Source organism: Halorubrum sp. SS7, from assembly GCF_005435055.1.
GTDB lineage: Archaea > Halobacteriota > Halobacteria > Halobacteriales > Haloferacaceae > Halorubrum > Halorubrum salinarum.
Genome location: NZ_SGXV01000025.1, coordinates 1 through 2,654, shown reverse-complemented (window position 1 = coordinate 2,654; position 2,654 = coordinate 1). Strand labels below are relative to the sequence as shown.

Genomic DNA, 2,654 nt, shown 5'->3' with positions numbered 1-2,654 from the left:
ATCGATTCTGGATTGCCTTCCTTCACGCTTTCTATCCCCACCGTTTTGGTCGGTAGTGGCCCTTCGATTTTCAAATTCTTCAACTCGTCACTCTCGTCATTGGTATTTTCGGACATTGGATTATTCGAGATGGTCGGCAAGCAGCACTCGTAGCGCCTTCACACCGTTCGGACTGGATGGAGACCGACACTTCGCGTGCCAGTAGTAGCACTCCTCCAGACTCATCCGGGCAATGCTGTCGGCGACGGTAGTCAGCTTCTCGTACTTCTGAAGCCGCTTCATCGCGAGAAACGCGATTGTCAGCCGAATTCCACTACTTTCCGAGAGCACGGCCGAACCCTCCCCGCGCATTACGAAGTCAGGGTCAACTCCACTGTCGTTCAGTACGTCGCGAACCAGTCGGTGAACGGCCTGTTGTCGGCTGTCGGATAGAGTCGTGATTTTCAGGGCACACCAATCGTTCCACTGCCAGTCGTTAGGTGCGCGGGCTGAGGGGGCCCCAACGCTGGAGAAGTCAAGGACGCCAGTTGAGTCTTCCTGTGCGTCCGGAATCGCGTCCGTGATACCGGCCCTCATGAGCTTCCGGTTACTGTTCGCCTTACTGAATCGCTTCTGGCGACCGTCAGCGAGGTCTTCGGGAATTAGCTCGTACAGCGTGAGGCCGGCGTCGTCACCCAGCAGACGCGTCAAAGCGAACGTCGGCCGGCCGCCGTACATACTGCTGCCGTAGGCGAATGACTCCGCCTCGATGCTCATGCGCTCACCTCTTCACTCTGCTCCGACGCCTCTTTCACAACTCCAGAGACCACCAGCTCGACGTTGTTAATCCCACCGAGACCTTCGAGTGCCTCCTGTAGCACGTCGAGTGTTGCCTCGCGGGTGTTGTCCTGAATCGACTCCGTATCGATGATGAGGACAGCCTCGCCTTCCGAGTCCCCACCAGCGCTGATGAAGCTCTCCGGAATATGATTCGTTCCGAAGTGGTCGGCGAACTCCGCTGCGGACCCCTCGAAGCCAGCCTCGAAGACGCTGGAAGAGGTGTCCGTTCCTTGTGCGACGTACTCGAACACGATGGAGGTTGCTTCCCCTATACTATCTAAATCTTTGAGCTTGTTCGAGATGAACCACGCTCGCTCCCAGACTTGGTCGCCCTCCAGTTCGATTTCGATGGTGTCGACCTCGACGACGATGTCGCTGCTGGACACATCGTAGTTGTCTTGTAGGCTCATCTTCTTCTGGTCGATAGCGCTGTTCACGTCCGAGAACGCGCCCGTGATTGCACTCGGGGAGTCCGTGCTGGCGTTGAACGACAGCTCGGAACGCTGTGGCGGACTGACTCCACCACTGGTCCCACCACCGCCCGTTCCTCCGGCCGTGCCACCAGTCCCAGCACTGCTGCCGCCTTCCGAGCCGCCTTCGTCTTCGCCTTCTTCTTCGGTATCCTCGGGGAAGTCGAGGTCGTGTTCGGCGAGCAGCTTCTCTCCGTCGCCGAAGACGTGGTGGTCGTCGCTAATCAGGACACTCGACATTGGAAGGTCCGTAGACATCTGCTCGGCCTCGGAGAGCGTTTTCTCACCTTCGGCGGTGTTCACGGTCATTCCTTCCGAGCAGTACCCCTCGTCGACCGTGTCGTCCCAGAACACGTACGTCGACATATCGCTGGTCGTCACGGCTCGGATGGTGGCTCGAAGCGGTCTCGGGTCAAGGAGAATGCGGATGTCCGTCCGCTTCGCGACGAGCTTGCGAATGTCCAGCGTCGTCATCGAGTCCGGCTCCGACTGCCAGATACGGTTGCGGAACCATGTCGTCCCGAGTGCCCCCTCGTCCTGCGTGATGAGCTTGTCGAGGCTTTCGAGGTTCTCGAAGACGATGTCGTGGAGGTCTGAGCTGTCGTTGACGGAGTCGATGGTCTCGTTCGACAGCCCACTAGAGTCCGGGTAGTAGAGGTGCCGATAGGACTGCCGGACCGATTCACCGAGAAGAGCAGATTCCTTCTGGAGACGCTCGTCGAGGTCATCACGCTGAGCGCTGTTGAGCTCGGCCTCCCATGCTTCGCCGTTGAGAACCCGTTCCATCGCTTTGACACGGCGAGCATGGTCAAGCGCCCCGTCTGTTTCCTGCTCGCCAGCAGCGAGGAACACGATGTTGTTCCGGTAGACTCGCTTCTTTTCGGACCCCGGCGAGTTCCCCGTCTTGTTCGCCAGCGTCTGGAGGAGTTCGGGAGGCTCGTCAAGGTCGCTCGTGACGGTCACCGCGTCGAAGCCCATCACACACAGACGGACTGTTTCGTAGTCGTCTGGGACCTCGTAGGGTGCTTGCGGGTCGTAGATAGTCTCGAAGACACCACCGCCAAGCGCACCTCGAATCGTCTGTTCGAGACGGTTGCGAGCGACACCGGGCTCGATTTGCTGCGCCTCGTTGGTGATGAGCTTCGAAATCTTCGGCTCTCCCTTGAACCGAAGGAGACCGTTCTCCGTCTCATAGAGGAAGAACGCCTCTGTGTCCGGGTTCGAGCCCGTCTCGTTCAGGTTTTTCAGAGCGTCACGGTAGTGGTCAAGTTCGACGCCCGGCTCCAGAATCATCTCCCAAAGCTTCCGACGAGTTACACCACGACCGCGGTTCCCCCCGGAGACAATACTTTTCCAGAGGATGGT

The 2,654-nt window shown here is 58.7% G+C and carries 1 protein-coding gene and 1 pseudogene; both read right to left on the bottom strand.

The genetic code is table 11. From position 1 onward, the window contains the following. Window positions 1–120 precede the first annotated feature (120 nt). Entirely contained in the window at window positions 121–756 is a 636-nt protein-coding gene (locus tag EXE44_RS15480) for a hypothetical protein (protein WP_008441842.1), read from the bottom strand. Next, window positions 753–2,654 (bottom strand): annotated as a pseudogene (locus EXE44_RS15475) (DUF499 domain-containing protein); the annotation flags it as partial. The gene EXE44_RS15480 and the pseudogene EXE44_RS15475, both read right to left, overlap by 4 nt.

Bases quoted from the DNA above. Each gene is read 5' to 3' on its own strand.
- EXE44_RS15480 (WP_008441842.1), bottom strand. From the start codon at position 756: ATGAGCATCGAGGCGGAGTCATTCGCCTACGGCAGCAGTATGTACGGC.